This window comes from Bacteroides mediterraneensis, assembly GCF_900128455.1.
GTDB classification, from domain to species: domain Bacteria; phylum Bacteroidota; class Bacteroidia; order Bacteroidales; family Bacteroidaceae; genus Phocaeicola; species Phocaeicola mediterraneensis.
Genome location: NZ_LT635783.1, coordinates 3,693,818 through 3,708,967 on the forward strand (window position 1 = coordinate 3,693,818; position 15,150 = coordinate 3,708,967).

The 15,150-nt window shown below is 47.9% G+C and carries 10 protein-coding genes; 2 read left to right on the plus strand and 8 right to left on the minus strand.

Annotated elements, in window-relative coordinates:
- Positions 1-95: 95 nt before the first annotated feature.
- Positions 96-1,910 carry an AMP-dependent synthetase/ligase gene (locus BQ7480_RS15800; RefSeq protein WP_072543597.1) on the minus strand — a complete coding sequence of 605 codons (1,815 nt, stop codon included), beginning with the start codon at positions 1,908-1,910 and terminating at the stop codon, positions 96-98.
- Between the two features lie 124 nt (positions 1,911-2,034).
- Here BQ7480_RS15800 and BQ7480_RS15805 point away from each other — a divergent pair, with 124 nt between their 5' ends.
- Positions 2,035-3,099: a M20 family metallo-hydrolase gene (locus BQ7480_RS15805; RefSeq protein WP_072543598.1), complete on the plus strand. Its 1,065-nt coding sequence runs from the start codon at positions 2,035-2,037 to the stop codon at positions 3,097-3,099.
- Positions 3,100-3,165: 66 nt separating this feature from the next.
- Here the strand turns inward: BQ7480_RS15805 and BQ7480_RS15810 are convergent, their stop codons facing one another.
- The 5 genes from BQ7480_RS15810 to dut form a co-directional block, all read right to left on the minus strand.
- Positions 3,166-6,945, minus strand: coding sequence for a TIM-barrel domain-containing protein (locus tag BQ7480_RS15810; protein ID WP_072544090.1), 3,780 nt, complete (start codon positions 6,943-6,945; stop codon positions 3,166-3,168).
- Positions 6,946-7,377: 432 nt separating this feature from the next.
- The gene (locus BQ7480_RS15815; RefSeq protein ID WP_072543599.1) at positions 7,378-8,685 is read right to left on the minus strand and encodes a murein hydrolase activator EnvC family protein; all 1,308 of its coding nucleotides are present in this window, start codon (positions 8,683-8,685) and stop codon (positions 7,378-7,380) included.
- Positions 8,682-9,515, minus strand: a complete 834-nt coding sequence (locus tag BQ7480_RS15820) for a lipoprotein insertase outer membrane protein LolB1 (RefSeq protein WP_072543600.1) — start codon at positions 9,513-9,515, stop codon at positions 8,682-8,684. Before BQ7480_RS15820 ends, BQ7480_RS15815 begins: the two co-directional genes overlap by 4 nt.
- Positions 9,512-11,299 (minus strand): tetratricopeptide repeat protein, encoded by a 1,788-nt coding sequence (locus tag BQ7480_RS15825; protein WP_072543601.1) that lies wholly within the window; start codon positions 11,297-11,299, stop codon positions 9,512-9,514. Before BQ7480_RS15825 ends, BQ7480_RS15820 begins: the two co-directional genes overlap by 4 nt.
- A gap of 13 nt (positions 11,300-11,312) precedes the next feature.
- Complete coding sequence (gene dut, locus BQ7480_RS15830) at positions 11,313-11,747, minus strand: dUTP diphosphatase (RefSeq protein ID WP_072543602.1); 435 nt, start codon at positions 11,745-11,747, stop codon at positions 11,313-11,315.
- Between the two features lie 140 nt (positions 11,748-11,887).
- On the opposite strand from dut, the gene BQ7480_RS15835 reads away from it, so the two are divergent.
- Positions 11,888-13,219: a deoxyguanosinetriphosphate triphosphohydrolase gene (locus BQ7480_RS15835; protein WP_072543603.1), complete on the plus strand. Its 1,332-nt coding sequence runs from the start codon at positions 11,888-11,890 to the stop codon at positions 13,217-13,219.
- 5 nt (positions 13,220-13,224) lie between these two features.
- Here BQ7480_RS15835 and BQ7480_RS15840 read toward each other — a convergent pair whose 3' ends face one another.
- Together BQ7480_RS15840 and BQ7480_RS15845 are read right to left on the minus strand one after the other, a co-directional pair.
- Positions 13,225-14,214 (minus strand): glycine N(alpha)-acyltransferase GlsB, encoded by a 990-nt coding sequence (locus BQ7480_RS15840; RefSeq protein ID WP_072543604.1) that lies wholly within the window; start codon positions 14,212-14,214, stop codon positions 13,225-13,227.
- A 24-nt stretch (positions 14,215-14,238) separates the two neighbouring features.
- Positions 14,239-15,057 (minus strand): lyso-glycine lipid O-acyltransferase GlsA, encoded by an 819-nt coding sequence (locus tag BQ7480_RS15845; protein ID WP_072543605.1) that lies wholly within the window; start codon positions 15,055-15,057, stop codon positions 14,239-14,241.
- Positions 15,058-15,150 lie beyond the last annotated feature (93 nt).

The window sequence follows — 15,150 nt, forward strand, 5'->3', positions numbered from 1 at the left end:
TTCTAAATTTGACTATGCCAAGGCGCATCCTATCTTCTCTAAAGATAGAAAAACAGGCACCCCTGAAAGAGTGCCTGTAGATAAAAGTCAGCTATTTAACCGACATTTTCTTCATACATTTTGTCGATGATATCCTTGTAGTTCCGGGCCACCACCGCACGTTTCAGCTTCAAAGTGTTCGTCAGTTCCCCCCGTTCCATACTGAAAGGTTCGGGCAGCAACGTGAAACGTTTCACCTGCTCATAATGGGCAAATTCCTGCTGGAGAGTATCAATCCGAAGCCTGAACAGTTCCACAATTTGCGGATTTTCCAGCAGGTCCTTTCGACTGGTAAAAGCGATGTGATGTTCCCGAGCGAATTTCTCCACCTGTGCATATTCCGGTACTATCAAAGCAGACACAAACTTGCGCTGGTCGGCGATGATGGTTACCTGGTCAATGTAACGGTCTACCACCAGTTTCGTCTCGATGGCCTGTGGAGCAATGTATTTTCCATTGGAAGTCTTGAAGAGGTCCTTGATACGGTCTGTCAGATACAGGAATCCATCCTTCATGTATCCGGCATCTCCCGTCCGGAACCAGCCGTCTTCCGTAAAAGCCTGCTTAGTGATTGCTTCTTTCTTGTAATATCCTTTTGTAACAGTCCCCCCATGAAGTTGGATTTCATTATTTTCACCGATACGGACCTCCACGCCCGGCAATACCCGCCCGACGCTTCCTATCCGGAAATCTCCCTTCCATTCACAGGAAACCGTAGCGGTACTTTCCGTCAATCCATATCCGGCAATCATGTTGATTCCCACGGAGTGCACAAATTCCTCTACCTTTTCCGGTATGGCTGCCCCAGCTGTAGGAAAGAAATTACCATTCTCAATCCCAATGGTTTTCTTCAAAAGGCTGTAGATAGTCCGTTCATAGAATTTATATCGCATGTGCAACACGGCCGGAGGAGTCTTTCCATTCATCAGATACGTGATATTATGCTCCTTGCCCACCCGCAGTGCATCCAGCATCAGTGCTTTCTTCAACCCGGTGGTCTCATTGATTTTTTCCTGTACGCCGGCATACACCTTTTCCCAGAAACGCGGCACACTGCACATCGCGGTAGGCCGGATTTCCTTGATGGTTTTCTGGATATCCTGAGGTTTCAAGTTGATGCACAACGTACATCCTCTGTACAGACAATAGAAAGCCCATCCCCGTTCAAAAATATGCGTAAACGGCAGAAAGTTCATCACCACATCATTTTCTCCCAGCTCGGTGAGACGCGCATTATGTCCTTTGAAAGCCGCCTCGTAATTGGAATGATGCAACATCACTCCCTTGGAGTCGCCCGTAGTGCCCGAAGTGTATAAAATATTGGCCAAATCGTCGGAAGAAGAGGCCGACGTACGTTCCTCCACTTCACTTTGCCACTTTTCCTCTTTTGCCAGTTTCAGAAAATCGGAAAAATAAATCGAGTTACAATCTCCGTCAGCCCGTTTTACCTCCGGATCGAAAATGATAATCTGCTTCAGGGAGCGGCACAGGCTCTGTACCCGATAGGCCACATCATACTGATACTGTTCGCCGACAAACAAGAAACGGATACCGGCATCCTCCACAATGTAATGCACCTGTGCCTCCGAACTGGTGGCATACAAAGGAACCGTCACGACCCGGCTTCTGAAAGCTCCGAAATCTACATAAAAACATTCTGGCTTATTTTGCGAAAAGACTCCTACATTCTCCTGTACCTCTACCCCTGCAGCCACCAAAGCCCTGGCTACCTCGTCAACCAAATTCGCGAATCCGTTCCAAGTCACAGGAATCCATGTAGAAGTGGTGTAATCACGGTATTTTAAGGCAACTTTATCCCCATATTTTTCTGCTTGTCGCCGCACAAGCCGGGACAAATATGAATTAACCATCTATTTTTCTTTATTTTATTATTTCTTTTGCAAATATAGGATTTTATTTGGAATGTCTTGACAATCTAAATTTTTTCTCACAAAAAAGAGTATCTTTGCAGGGAATCTAAAACAGGTAATATTTATGATAGATACAGGTTACTACACATCTGAAGCACTGACTCTGCTGCATTCACTGATTGGAATTCCTTCTATCAGCCGGGAAGAAGAGGCAGCAGCCGACTTCCTGCAAAATTACATAGAAGAAACCGGCATTATGACCGGACGTTCCGGCAACAACATCTGGTGCATCAGCCCCATGTTCGATATCCAAAAGCCTACCATCCTGCTAAATTCACACATTGATACCGTCAAACCGGTGAGTGGATGGAGAAAACAGCCGTTTACCCCCAAAAATGAGAACGGGAAACTCTACGGACTGGGAAGCAACGATGCCGGAGCAAGCTTGGTATCGCTTTTTCAGGTATATCGCTATCTCAGCATGACCACACAAAGCTATAACCTGATTTATCTGGCATCGTGTGAAGAAGAAGTGTCTGGGAAAAACGGAATTGAAAGCGTGCTCCACCAGCTTCCTCCCATTGCCTTGGGCGTGGTGGGAGAACCTACGGAAATGCACCCGGCCATCGCCGAAAAAGGATTGATGGTACTCGACGTGACGGCCCGCGGAAAATCCGGACATGCCGCCCGCAACGAGGGAGAAAATGCCATCTACAAAATCCTGCCGGACATCGAATGGTTCCGTACCTACCAGTTTCCCAAAGAATCTCCTTTACTGGGACCCGTCAAGATGAGCGTGACTCAGATTAATGCCGGCACACAGCACAATGTGATTCCAGACTTATGCAGCATGGTAGTCGACATCCGCAGCAACGAATGCTATTCCAATGAAGAACTGTTTGCCGAAATAGGGAAACACGTGCAAAGCGAAGTGAAAGCCCGCTCTTTCCGCCTCAACTCTTCCAGCATTCCGGCCGACCATCCTTTCGTGAAACGGGCCATCGAACTGGGAAAAACACCATTCGGTTCTCCCACTCTGTCGGATCAGGCACTGATGCCTTTCCCCTCCGTCAAAATCGGTCCGGGAAAATCCTCCCGCTCACATACGGCCGACGAATATGTGCTGGTCAGCGAAATTGAAGAAGCAATTTCCATTTATGTGCAAATTCTGGATGGACTGAAGATTTAAGTTCCATACTCTCTATAAAAAAAGTGATTCTTTCCACAACTGAAAAGAATCACTTTTTTTATGGCATCAGAACTTCACGGTATTCATGTACTTGTCTACCAACATGCCGTCCAAGACCTTCAAATCCAGTTTTTGTTTACGCTTTGCCTTAAACTTGATGGTCATCAGTTCTGCATCCCCTTCCAGGTAAGGCTTTTCTCCCATATTTACGAACGTAGGATACAAGGCCTTCGTCCCGCTGGTGTGCAGACGGTCGTTGGTCAGGTTCCGCATTTCCTTCATGCCTGTACCCTCTATCCCCACATACTCCAACAGCTGCGGGTCATAAGGCAGTGCGAAACTGAGGGTATTGACAGAACGCAGTCCTTTACCGGATACCCGGATTTCCACTGTCTCCCCTTCATTGTACACTTTCTTTGAAGGAACTATCTGAATCTCTCCGGCCACTGCTGGTACCTGACGGCTGCTGACGCCAGTCTCCAGTCGTACAGCTACGGCAGAAATGTCATACGCATCAATCAGACCGTTATCGTTCAGGTCACCCTTGCTGATATATCCCTCAAAATCGGAATCGCCCCGGCGCAGACCTGTATAATTCATATAAGAAGTCAGGTCATTCTCGTCCACCAGTTTATCCTGGTTGATGTCGCCCGGAATATAGCTTTCCGAGCCCGGCACCTTGAATACATACAATTCACGACCGGAGCCATATTTACCTACGGCCGAGGTTACCGACAGCTTGAGATAGCGTGCGGTCGGATGTTCGGTAAAGACAAAGGTCTTCACGTCACTGCCCTTCCAGTCGAACGTACCGGCTTCGTGCCAGTTCGATTTGTCCATACTATAATATACCGTACCCTTACCCAGCGTACCGTTTCCGGCATCCAGACGAGGCAGGTATTCAAACCTGTCGAGCTGGTTCACACTGTTCAAATCCACAATCAAATCGAATGGAACGGCCTGGGCACTCCATTGCGTATGCCATGCATCCCCTTCATCAAAATTGAAGAGTTTGTTCACTTCCTGACCTTCCTGGTTCGGACAAGTCGTTTCACCCGTAATACCCCGGATGGCAAATTCCAGCGGGTCGGACTTCGTGGTGGCAGTGACAGTTGCCCAGTCGGACACACCCGCAGCATTCACCGCACGCACCTTAAATGTACAGGTCGTTTCCGGACGGAGGTCTTCAAACAACAGTCGGGTATCCCGGATGGTACTATACAACATACCGTTGTACTCTATCTCATAATAATCGGCATGGTCCACCTTCTTCCAGGAAGGAGTCAGCGTATAAGCCCCGGTATTCTCTTCCGTGACCTGTGGTTCCGGAGTGGCCAATGCCCCCTGGCTGACCCGCAGTTTTTCTGCTGGAGCAAACACATAACCTTTCACTTCCAACGTCACTTCATTCCGTGTCACATCCACTGCCGCCAGCTTGACATGCATCACCGGATTCTTCACCACCTGCACACGGGCCATCTCACTGCCCGGAGTGGCAAAACGGTTCAACTCCGGAGCGGCTTCATAATAATATACATTTTCTCCCTTCTGCAATGCCTCCAAAGAAGACACCGGAGCCAGTTTCACTTTCTTCCCTCCGATATATGCCGTCAGTTTCTTCGGCTGTGCCGTCACATTGAGGCGGAAATAAGTAGCCTTTTCTGTCACCATTCCTTCAAAATAACCTTGCGAAGGTGCCACACTGACTTTCAGGTCTTCCCCTTCCAGCATCGAACGGATAAGAGTCGTCGCATACTGTCCGTCACGATAGGCTTCAGAGATACCATCGTCATCGTATTCCGTAAATTCCGTGTTTCCAGCCGGATACAGTTCATACGTACGGATGTTTTTCGCCATCTGGGCCACCTGATTATGTGCGGCCGTCATGGGCAGAATGGCTCCCTGCTTCACGAACAACGGGAGTTTCCACAAGGGGGCGTCAAAACAGTTGATGACCCGTCCGCCTGCATACAAGTCGCCGGTGAAAAAATCAATCCAGTTGCCTTCGGGCAGATAAATGCCGTGACGCACATCGTTACCCTTCTCGTCGGCCTGTGTCTTCTGGTACACAGGAGCCACCAGAATAGAAGGTCCGTAAAGGAACTGATAACGAGTGGCTGTTCCCAGCGTATAGTCATTCGGATAATCCAGGAACATCGCCCGAATCATCGGCTTGCCATCCACCGCCTCATGCGCAATGCTATAGGTATAGGGCATGAACTCCGATTTCAGTTTAAGGTACCAGCGGTTAATGGAAGTGGCCGGTTCACCCAAAGCCTGCGGATATTTGGGGTTCGCTCCCCATCCGTCCATGTTCAGCTGCATCGGCGTAAACGCTTTCCACTCGAAGTCACGCACGTTGACCGGAATGTTCTTCCCGCCGAAAATACCATCCATGTCGGAAGTGATGTTCGGCTGTCCCGACAGTCCGGAACCGATATAAGTCGGGATATGGAAACGGATGTATTCCCACTCTCCTCCGGTCTGATCGCCCGACCAGATACCGGCATAACGCTGTGTTCCGGCCCATCCGTCGAGTGAGATAATGAACGGACGTGCATTGTTGCCATAATAAGGCATGATACGGGCCACATCGGCCACCCCGTTCAAGCCGAACGAATAGCCGGCACCGACCCATGCCACATCGGTTTTCAACACTCGCACGCCGGCGTCACGCACTTCCTTGACAATGTCACGCTGCAACAGCGGTTCCACTCCTTCCTTGGGATGCAAATCCGACTGGGTCCACAAACCAATTTCTACTCCCTTCGCACGGGCATAGTCGCCCAGTTCCTTCAGGTTCTGGATGTTTCCGTCCAGTGTGGAAGTCTGTCCGTACCCGGCCCCATAGCCATCATTCGGCAGAATCCATCCCAACGGCATATCGGCTGCCTCATAACGGTCGATGACCGCACGTGCAGAAAACTGATAGTTATTCTTCTCGCCATTCAGCGATTCCTTGATACCGCCATTGCCTTTTTGGCTTTCCTTGTATTTCTTGCCATCCTCGAAAAGAATCCCTTTTTCGTCTTCTTTCCAATAGTCACGGTTGTAGGCATTCAAATGTCCTTCATAAAATCCAAACTTAGGCAGGAGCACCGGATTACCCGTCAGCTGATAAAAATCATTCAGCAGAGCGACCGGAGTTTCATCCACCATGAAAAACACATCCAAGTAATTTCCCTCGTGACTCAACGCCACCACACCTTTATCGGTTGCCCCGAAATCATATACTCCGGGACAGAAAGTATGCCACATCACTCCATAACCTTCCGTCGACCAATAAAAAGGTGTGGGAGAAGCCACCCCGCCGTCTGTCCATTGGTTCGTATTCAAGATATGAATCTTCTTGCCTTTATGGGAGAAGCGGCCGTTCTGCACCCCTCCGCCGTAAAAATACTCTCCCTCCTGCGCTTTCAGGAAAAGGCTGACCTGTTTCTCTGCGAAATCTGCCGGGCGAACAGCTTCTGCCACCACTTTCTGGCGCGCTTTATCCGTAATCTTGAACAGCATGGTGCGCTTGTCCATCTCTACCTCAATCCGGCTGGTAGCCACTGTAATAACTCCATCCTTGTCTGTCAAGGAAAGTTTTCCTACCTCCTGACGCGGGTTATTCACCAAAATCTGGGCTTCGGGTACAGCTTCCGGATTGCGGACAATGCCTCCTTTATTGTCCTGAAACAAGCGAAAAATATTTTCGCCATAAAAATCGAGTGTCATACGCTGCTGATTGGAAAAAACAATCTCTACAGCCGTCGGATTCAACACACTGGCACTGCAAATGGTCACTTCAGTTTGCGGACCAGCCCACATGGGAAAAGGTGCAGTAAGCAAACTGCCGAACATGCAGAAAGTCAAAACAGAATAATGCTTCAGTTTCATAATATGAATGCGGTTAATGATTTTCAGATTCTTTCCACCGTCTTTCTCAGACTCGCAATGAAAAGCGTACGAAAGAATAACTATTTATTGAAGTAAAAAAGTAAATCCCTCAAACTTTTTTTCATTTTATTATTTTCCCCATAATGAAAATGAATATAATTTATTATATAAGCACAATTTCTCTGTCCCACAGTGTGGGATACATAAACCACACTGTGAAATACATAAACCACAGTGTGGGATATAAATACCAAAGTGTGAAACAGAGATATTATCAGGGAAAAGGAAGGAATTCGTACTTGTCCTGAAAACTTTGTGGCACTGTATTCCACAAAAAAGGCCTCAGGCAGCATAACCACCTGAAGCCCTTTCTTATAAATCAAAACAGGAATACTTTTAGCGATGTAGCCAAAGTTCCGGATTCAGTTTCACCGTCTCCTTTCGGAGCTGGAAGTGCAGAATGGTTTCTCCTTCAGCATTGGTATGCACTTCGCCCAGCACATCACGGGCACGTACCAGACTCCCTTTCTTCACGCGTACCGTCGACAGGTTGCAATACACCGAAATATAACTTCCATGGCGTACCAGCACATTGGTCAGCCCGTTGTATTGGAAGACAGCCGACACCTCACCATCAAAAATGGCCCGCGCATTGGCACCTGCTTTCCCCTTGATATCGATTCCTTTATTGTCCAGTTTCACATTGCGGAGCCCTTTCACCTGATATTGGCCGTAATGTCCGACCACTACATAAGGGCCGGTAATCGGTACCGGAAGAATACCTTTGTTTCGCTCAAAAACACCGGACAACCGCCGGTCTTCCGAATCCACTTTATAGGCTTCCAGTTTCTCTACAGGTGTCTTGACCGTTTTCGTTTCCGTGGAAGACGCTTCAGACGTGCCTTTTGCTGCTTCCGCTTGTTTCCGGGCTTCCTCTGCTTTCCGTCGTGCTTCCTCTTCCGCACGTTTACGGGCCTTTTCTATTTCCTCCTCAATCAAACGGTCAATCTGGGCATTCAGCTTATCGGCCGAACGGCGTTGTTTGGCCAGCTCCGACTGGATGCTGCGCTGCTTCTTCTGCAAACCCGAGAGAATTTGTTTGCGTTCCTGCTCCTGCGCTACCAGCTTGGCCTTTTCAGCCTCTCCCTGCTTCAGCAAGTCCTCTTTGGCTTTCCGGCTGTTTCTCAACGAAGTAGCCTTATCCGTCACCTGTTTCTGCTTCCGCTGTACCTGAATACCCTGCACACGCTGGTAGTCCGCATATTCACGTACATACCGCATGCGACGGTACATCTGCCCGAAATTCTCGGCCGAAAAAATGAACATCAGCTTGTCCTGTATGGATTTGTTCCGGTAAAGATATTTCACAGACTGCTCATACTTCTGGCGTTTCTCAGACAGTTCTTTCTGAAGCCGTTTCAAGTCCTGCTCCAGCCGATTGATTTCCTGCTGGATACTGTTTACATCATTTTCAATGGTCTGGATATATTTCTGACGCTCCTCTATCTGTCCGGAAATCAGTGCCAGATTACCCAACTGGCTTTTCACGTCCTTCTTGGTGGACTGCAACAGCGTTTCCGACTCGGCAATCTGCCGCTTCAGCTCATTCCGCTGCTGCTCCAACTGCCGAATCTTTCGCGTAGTCTGTGCAAAAAGCGAACAGGTGCTCAGACAAATACAGAATATGACTATCAGACGCTTCATTTTCCTAACCACATTTTCAACAACGTTGCCAGTTCCATCTTCTTATACTTGGAAGATAACTCCGTACGGGTCTCCCAGTCTTCATTGACAGACATCCGCGAAAGGCGCATGTCCAGACTGTATCCTTTCCCGGCACCCTGCAGTTCCGCCAGAATATGTTGAGGGAAATATCCCGGCCCCAGCTTGCCAAAATCTCCATACGTCCATTTCAAGGCATAAGCCGTACCCTGCAGAGATACGGAAGTGGTTTCCAGCCAACCTTTGTCGACCGTAGTCCAGAAGCGATAAGCCAGCCGCTTGCTGTCCTTCACTTCCCACAGTGCATGTGTTCCCTCTGCGGTCATCCGGAAACGGGACAAATCGGCCACTTCCACCTGTTCTTTTCCAGGCAGGAAAATCTCATTCAAGAACAGCGACTGCAACACATTAAAACTCAAATTCAGGTCGGTCATCCGGTTCAATTCAACGAAAGAAAGTTCCACATACTGCTTGTGAAGGCGGTCGACCGCCAGAATACGTTCGGGAGAAATCTCCAGCCGCGCCACTTCAATGCCCAGCAGAGGAGCCACCGACAGTTGTATCACCTCCCCTTTCTTCATCCGGAGCGTAGCCGACAGTTTCGTATTCTTGCTACCTCCTGTCTGCAAATTCAAGGCTACTTTTCCGGTCACACAGTTCCAATGGGGAAAATTAGAGACCACTTTTTCCTGGTATTCCTCTCCTTTCAGTCCTCCAATCATCGGACTCCGTTCCGCATGACGTGAGGCACTACACGCCGAGAGTATCCCTACCAGGCATATCACATATAACCAATGCACCAACCGTTTCATTCCTCAATGTATTTTTTCAATGCGATTTTACGTTTCAAGCGTTTCAACTCGGCTTCCGTACGGGGAGTAGCCCCGTCCTCTTCTTTATTCTCCATGCTGTCGGCCTTCTTCCAGTACTCCAGCGCCTTGTCTTTCTCGCCCAACATATAGTAAATATCTCCGCAATGCTCCACAATGACCTGGCTGCTGTCTCCTCCGTTCTTCATGGCCTGATCTATATAAATCCGGGCCTCGGTATAACGCTTCTTTTCAAACAAAATCCAAGCGTAGGTATCCAGGTAAGTGGAATTTTCCGGTTCCGCCTTCACCGTCTTGTAGCTCATTTCCTCCGCCTTGTCCAAGTGCGTCCGCTCCACAGACAAGTAATAAGCATAATTGTTGAGCGTACCGATGTTGTTCGGGTTGTAGACCAATGAAGAGTCATAAGCCGCATACGCTTCTGCCTTCATCTCCTTGGAATGATACAAATCACCCAAAATGGCATAGAAATCGGATACGATACTCTTGTCACTCTTTTCGTTGACCTGTTTCAAGCCTTTCTGAAATATTTCCATCGCCTTGTCCGTCTCTTCTTTCTGATAATGAGCCAGACCGAGATAATAATAGAACTCCATCGCATCCGGATTATACTGAAGAGCCGGAGTTGCCACACGAATCACCTCATCCAGGTCATTGTCACGGATGGCGTAACTCAACAGCTGCAGACGGGCCGGTTTGTTTTCCGGGTCGAGCGACAGTACCTGATTCAGCACCGGTACAGACTCCTTCTCCATGTGCTTGGTAATCAAATATTGTGCACAGAGCATTGACAAGTCGGCATTCTGTTGCGGACGGGCCAGGATATTCTTAAACAAAGCCACAATCTGCGTACTGTCCTTCGTGGTCTGTTCAGACTGCAGAATCAGCTGACGCATGATGCTCATCTTGGTATCCGACTCCACATCGTCGTTCAGCAGAATCGTATCAAGCTGCTGCTGGTACAGGCTGTCCTGTCCCAGCTGTTTATAGTAAGAAGCCATAGACAACAGCGCCGGCGCATAGCCCGGTTCTTCCTTCAAAATCTGCTGATAAACCGCATACGCCTCATCGGGCTTGTTGTTGTTCAGGTACACATCCCCCAGAATCGTCTGGTAACGCAAGTCATAGGGATACTCTTTCGAGAGGCTCTCAATCTCGTTAAAAGCCTGCTCCTGATTGTCCATCAGCAAGTACATCCGGAACTTCTCCATACTGATTTGCTCGGACTTTCCATCCAGTTCTTCCAGACGGTTCAATACCGTAATTGCCTGGTCATAACTCTTAGTCTGATTATACAAATCCACCAGCGCCATAAGCGGTTCCAGGCGGGAAGGGAACTGATGTGCCATATCGTCGTACACGGCAATGGCCTTGGGCCAGTCGCGTTTCTGCTGATAATAGGCAGCCAGCGTCTGCTTGTACCAGAAATTCGATTCATCCGCGCGAACCGCCTTTTTCAAGGCCTCTTCTCCCTTTTTCTCCTGTCCCAGCACCATATAAAACCGAGAAATGTCATACAAGGCCGGGGCCGAATTAGGATAAATGTCCAGACAATGTTTATAGAGTTCGAAGGCCGCGTCGTAATCGCCCTTCTGTTTCAGGCGTACCGCCTCCAAAAAGAAATAATCATACTTCCTACGCTGTTCGTAAGACAAAGTATCCTGTTCTTCATCTGCCAGATTCCGCTTGGCCGCATGCTGTCTCCCTGTCGTCCCACAGGCGACAAGCAACAAAACCATTCCGATGACTCCTATTATCTTTTTCATAATCACCCAAGGTTTATACCGTTCCCGTGTGGCCAAATCCCCCTGCCCCACGTTCTGTTTCATCCAATACTTCCACTTCTTCCCACTCGGCCTGTTCATGCCGGGCAATGACCATCTGGGCGATACGCTCCCCGTCTTCTATCACGAACTCTTCGGACGACAGGTTCACCAGTATCACATTGATTTCTCCCCGATAGTCGGCATCAATCGTCCCCGGGGAATTCAACACAGTGATTCCTTTCTTGATAGCCAGTCCGCTACGTGGACGCACTTGTGCCTCATATCCTTTCGGCAAAGCGAGAAACAAGCCGGTCGGTACCAGGCAACGCTGCAAAGGTTTCAACACGATAGGTGTACTCAGATTGGCACGAAGGTCCACGCCCGCCGACTGTGGGGTGGCATATTGCGGCAACGGATGCCGTGAAGTATTTATAATCTGTATTTTCATCTTATTCTATACCCTTTATGAAGTTGCGAAGTTACACAATCCACCGAATTAATAGTTACGTTTACCATTTTTTTATATTTTTGCACTTAACTTTTAGAGCTTCTTTAAAATTAAATATCACACCACAAAGGAGTTACACCATGAACTGGGAACAATTGCTATCCAATAAAAGATTCGGACTGGAGAACCTCCACGAACACCGGAAAGAAGACCGGACAGAATTCCAACGCGACTACGACCGTCTGATTTTCTCCGCTCCCTTCCGCCGGCTGCAGAACAAGACACAGGTATTCCCGCTTCCGGGAAGTATCTTCGTACATAACCGACTGACCCACAGTCTGGAAGTATCCTGCGTAGGCCGTTCCTTGGGAAACAAGATTTCAACGGAACTGCTGAAGCTTCATCCGGAATTGCATCATACCCACATTTCAGAAATAGGGTCTATCGTAGCCGCGGCCTGCCTGGCACACGACCTGGGAAATCCTCCCTTCGGCCATTCCGGAGAAAAAGCCATCGGTACTTATTTTTCGGAAGGAAAGGGACGCATGCTGCAAAATGCATTTTCCCCTCAGGAATGGGATGACTTCACCCACTTTGAAGGCAATGCCAATGCCTTCCGCCTGCTGACCCACCAGTTCCAAGGAAGACGTCCCGGAGGTTTTGTCCTGACATACGCCACACTGGCCTCTATCGTGAAATATCCGTTCTCCTCCCAACTGGCCGGAAACAAGCAGAAATTCGGATTTTTTCTTAGTGAAGAAGCCGGTTTCTGTAAAATCGCACACGAACTGGGGCTCAAGCAAATAAGCCGGAAGGGAGAACCTCTGAGATTCTGCCGTCACCCGCTGGTTTATCTGGTGGAAGCCGCCGACGACATCTGCTACCAGATGATGGACATCGAAGACGCACACAAGCTGAAGATTCTGACGACCCAGGAAACCAAAGATTTGTACCTCCGGTTCTTCGCACCTGAAAAAATGGAGCATATACAGTCCATCTGCAAAATGGTGGACGACACCAATGAACAAATCGCCTACCTGCGTTCATCGGCCATCGGAGTGTTAATCAACGAGTGCGTACAGACATTCATTAAAAATGAAAAAATGATTTTGGAGGGAACTTTTCAGGGAACGCTGATTCAACAGCTGAGTCCACGAGTCAGAGATGCATACAAGAACTGTTCGCGTACGGCCTTCGGAAAAATCTATTGTTCCAAAGACGTAGTAGACATCGAGCTGGCCGGTTATCAGGTCATTACCACCCTCATCGACCTGATGATTGAAGCCGTACGCTACCCGGAAAAAGCCTACTCGCAACTCCTTATCAACCGCGTGTCCAGCCAATATTATATCCAGGCACCGACCCTATACGAAAAAATACAGGCTGTACTCGATTACATTTCCGGAATGACCGACGTCTATGCCCTCGACCTTTACCGAAAAATAAACGGGAACAGCCTGCCTGCTTTATAAGAAATTTATTTATGTATCTTGCTGACTACCGGATTGGCTCCAGAGGTTATCTGCAGGGCTTCCGGATGCTCACGCAAGTAAGATTCAATGTGACGGACACGCTTTTCCTCCAGAATCTCATCAACCGCAATCAGAATACCGGTTTCTTCCACGTCGCCAAAACCGTCGTTGATAGCCGTACCAAACATACGCATGGTAGGCGACAGACTCATATAAGCATTGACCAGCGGCGGAATATTGTAACCAAGCTTGCGCACTTCCGTGTTCAAAACCTTATAGTCTTCTTTGAAAGTATCGTAACAGAATATCTTTTCAAGCACTTTCGGGTCCGTATCAATCTGCAACGGCTGCATCGGCGTAATCAACTGGTCTTTGTCACTGAAATGTTTTTTCAGGAAATAGAGAATCATGTCGCGGCCCAGACGGTTGTAGCTGGGATACATGGTCATCTTGCCAAAGAAATATTTTACCTGCGGCATGATTACCGTCAAGGCTCCCAGTCCATCCCATAAGTTGTCCAACGCAAACAACCCTTTTGAGCCTGCACGGGTAGACTGATACTCCAACGTCACAAAGGAACGTCCCAATTCAATCGTCGTAGGCAAGTAGTCTTTCAAGAACTTTTCTGAGAAGTTAAACATGTGGGCAGTGGCCAGCACCGGCTTTCCTTCCGCATCAAACTCCACTTCATCCCCCAACAGGTAACGGTAGCCTCCCAAAATTTCCTCGGCCTCCGGATTCCAGACAATCAGCTGCTGGTAAGGATTTTCCATCAAGTCATATTCATCAAGGTCCATCGATTTTCCCGTACCACCACCGGCTGCCCGGAAAGCGATTTCACGTAAACGACCGATTTCTTTCAATACGTTCGGAGCGTTTTTCCAAGTAATAATATAAATCTCGTTGTTGCTCTTATTCGTGAATCTCAAGCGCTTGTCTTCCGTCAGTTCCGATTTGAGAACTTCTTTATCAATCGGAGCAATAATATCTTCCATAATCTCTATGATTAAATCGTATTTTCACAGTTTATAAACTAACTCTCTTACATAATCCGCCCACTCTGCCGGCGACATCGACTTATCGAACGTCTGCCATGGAATAGGTTTTCCTATTGTCACTTTAAATGTCTTATGACGATTCTTGAACATTTCATCTGCCAGATACAGCATGGCTATATTAAACTTAATCCCCAGAAATTTACATGCATTGGCCAGATTGTAAAAGAAATTGGAATTGCGCCCTTCAAAATGAACAGGCACTACATCCCGATGTGTTTCCACGCTCTTGGTAACAAACGTCTTTTTCCATGGCAAATCTTTGATAACTCCTTTCTGCCTTCTGGAACAAATCCCGGCCGGGAACATGATGATGTGGGAATCTGAATGGAAACCGGCTTCCACCATCCGAGGGAAATCACGCGACTGGGCACCGGTCTTATTGATAGGAATACATAAAGGAGCCAAACCGTGAAGATTCATCAGCAAATCATTCACCAGGTATTTGATATGGCCATCGTAATGTTTTCCCAAGATATATCCTAACGCAATGCCGTCTTGCCCTCCCAACGGATGGTTGGAAACAAACGTACACAAGCGATCGGACGGAAGATTTTCCATTCCGCTCACTTCCAGCTTAATATCCAGGAATTCCATGCAAGCCTCCAGAAAATCCACTCCAGTCTTATCGGATACGCTTTTCAAGAAAGGATTAATCTCATCCTGATGCACGATACGCTTCAGATACGACACCAGAAAACGCGGTATTCTGTCGGCTTTCTTGCCAGCCTTATCCCTTAATACTTTATCAATGTCAATTAAAAATATGGAATTTTCACCCATTCTACAAAAGTTTACCTTGCAAAAGTAACGTATCTTTTGAAACGACATTCATTTTACCACAAAAAATACACTTATCCACACAAAAAAAAATTT

Excerpts from the sequence above, each read along its gene's own strand:
- BQ7480_RS15815 (WP_072543599.1), bottom strand. The coding sequence starts at position 8,685 with ATGAAGCGTCTGATAGTCATATTCTGTATTTGTCTGAGCACCTGTTCG.
- BQ7480_RS15845 (WP_072543605.1), bottom strand. The coding sequence starts at position 15,057 with ATGGGTGAAAATTCCATATTTTTAATTGACATTGATAAAGTATTAAGG.
- BQ7480_RS15810 (WP_072544090.1), bottom strand. The coding sequence starts at position 6,945 with ATGTTCGGCAGTTTGCTTACTGCACCTTTTCCCATGTGGGCTGGTCCG.
- BQ7480_RS15840 (WP_072543604.1), bottom strand. The coding sequence starts at position 14,214 with ATGGAAGATATTATTGCTCCGATTGATAAAGAAGTTCTCAAATCGGAA.
- BQ7480_RS15825 (WP_072543601.1), bottom strand. The coding sequence starts at position 11,299 with ATGAAAAAGATAATAGGAGTCATCGGAATGGTTTTGTTGCTTGTCGCC.
- BQ7480_RS15835 (WP_072543603.1), top strand. The coding sequence starts at position 11,888 with ATGAACTGGGAACAATTGCTATCCAATAAAAGATTCGGACTGGAGAAC.
- BQ7480_RS15800 (WP_072543597.1), bottom strand. The coding sequence starts at position 1,910 with ATGGTTAATTCATATTTGTCCCGGCTTGTGCGGCGACAAGCAGAAAAA.
- BQ7480_RS15820 (WP_072543600.1), bottom strand. The coding sequence starts at position 9,515 with ATGAAACGGTTGGTGCATTGGTTATATGTGATATGCCTGGTAGGGATA.
- BQ7480_RS15805 (WP_072543598.1), top strand. The coding sequence starts at position 2,035 with ATGATAGATACAGGTTACTACACATCTGAAGCACTGACTCTGCTGCAT.
- dut (WP_072543602.1), bottom strand. The coding sequence starts at position 11,747 with ATGAAAATACAGATTATAAATACTTCACGGCATCCGTTGCCGCAATAT.